This is a genomic window from Mesorhizobium sp. M7A.F.Ca.CA.004.12.1.1 (assembly GCF_003997835.1).
In the GTDB taxonomy this organism is placed as follows: domain Bacteria; phylum Pseudomonadota; class Alphaproteobacteria; order Rhizobiales; family Rhizobiaceae; genus Mesorhizobium.
The window spans coordinates 1-1,430 of the sequence record NZ_RZRK01001142.1 but is presented as its reverse complement, the minus strand read 5'-3'; the positions used below and the strand labels follow the sequence as shown (position 1 = coordinate 1,430).

The 1,430-nt window shown below is 69.0% G+C and carries 2 protein-coding genes; both read right to left on the bottom strand.

Going from position 1 to position 1,430, the window contains the following annotated elements; all coding sequences use genetic code 11:
* On the bottom strand, positions 1-570 hold a 570-nt coding region (locus EN984_RS34515), incomplete at its 3' end, for a DNA polymerase Y family protein (protein ID WP_245480186.1).
* Positions 512-1,430, bottom strand: a 919-nt coding sequence (locus tag EN984_RS39190; RefSeq protein WP_127384353.1) for a hypothetical protein, incomplete at its 5' end; no start/stop codon positions are given. The genes EN984_RS39190 and EN984_RS34515, both read right to left, overlap by 59 nt.

Here is a 1,430-nt window from a genome sequence, read left to right as displayed (position 1 = left end):
GTCGAGGCGCAGGAGCAGCAAGGCGCCAAAGCGGCGGGCGAGCGGCGCGCGCGGTGCCGCCATGACGGCGCCCGCCGTGCGCAGGCCGACGCTTTCCAGGCTGGTGCGGGTCGCCGGCTCGATGCGCAGTGCGGCCAGCGGCAGGGGTGCCAGCAGCGCTTCCTCCTCGCCTGACACAATGATGCGGTCACTGCAAAAGCGTGCCGCCGCCCAGGCCGCGCCAGGCGTCGCGGCAAGCCCGGCTCGGACATCGAAACCCTGATGGAAGAAGCGCGACAGGATCTCGTCCAGCATGGCGCGTTCGCCGCCGAACAGATGGGTGCAGCCGGTGACGTCGAGAAACAGACCGTCCGCGCCATCCAGCGCCACCAGCGGGGTGTAGCGGTCGCACCAGTCGGCAAGGCCTTCGAGCAGACGGCGGTCGGCTTCCGGATCGGCCTCGACGATGTCGATCGACGGATGCATGGCGCGCGCATCGGCAATGCCCATGTCGCGCTTCAGGTGCAGCGCCTCAGCCCGCTCGTCGAGGGCCGAGATGCGCTGCGCGTTGCGGTCGCGATGGCTGATCACGAGCGGCGGGTGAGAGAGGTGATCCGACGGCCGGGAACGCCAGGACCGCCCCAGACGCTGGCGCAGGATCCTTTCCGCCGCCAGATAGGGAAACCACAGGGACAGGATTCTTTGTCCGGTCTCTTCCCTCGCTCCTTTTTTCGTCGCCCCATCTTTCGTCGAATGCGCGTTCATCGGGGTTCCACTCCAGTGTGAATTGTCCAGGCAGGGCTGTGCGGCTCTTGCCGATGGTGAGGGCGAAGGCCGGGCGGCCGATCGAGCCGGCCAGCGGCCCGGCGATGGTGTCGCGCGGCACCGCCGGCGCCGAGGCGACGATGAGGCGGACAGGGGCGGCCGTCGGTTCGGGTTCGGCCGCCTGCCGCAGCAGGAACACCGGCCGGCCGGCCGCTTGCGCCCTTGCATGCAGCCGGCGTGTCGCGGTCAGGTCCAGCCGCTGCGGATTGCCGCGGATTTCCAGGATGACCGCGGCGAGCGCTGTCATCCGGGCCGCCTCCTCGGCGACCCACAGCGCATCGACAAGCCTTGGCGCCTCGGAAAACAGCAATTGCTCCGGCTCGATGCCGAACGAGGCGTGAAGCCCCCTTGCATAGGGAAAGCCGGCCTCGCGGAAAATCTCCGATGTGCCGATCCACAGCACCGGCAGCCCCGGCGTTTGCTTGAGGATCAGACTGGTGAGCGACAAAGCGAAGCCGGCGACGGCCCCGGCATCGCGGGTTTGCGTGCCATGGATTTCACTCAGGGCGGCCTTCGGCAGGCCGCCGCTCAGGGCGGCGTCGAGGCGCTCGACACCGATAGGCAGAAACGCATCCGGCAACGCCGCGGCAATGCCACGCCGGACGATTGTGAGATCGGTGTTGGCG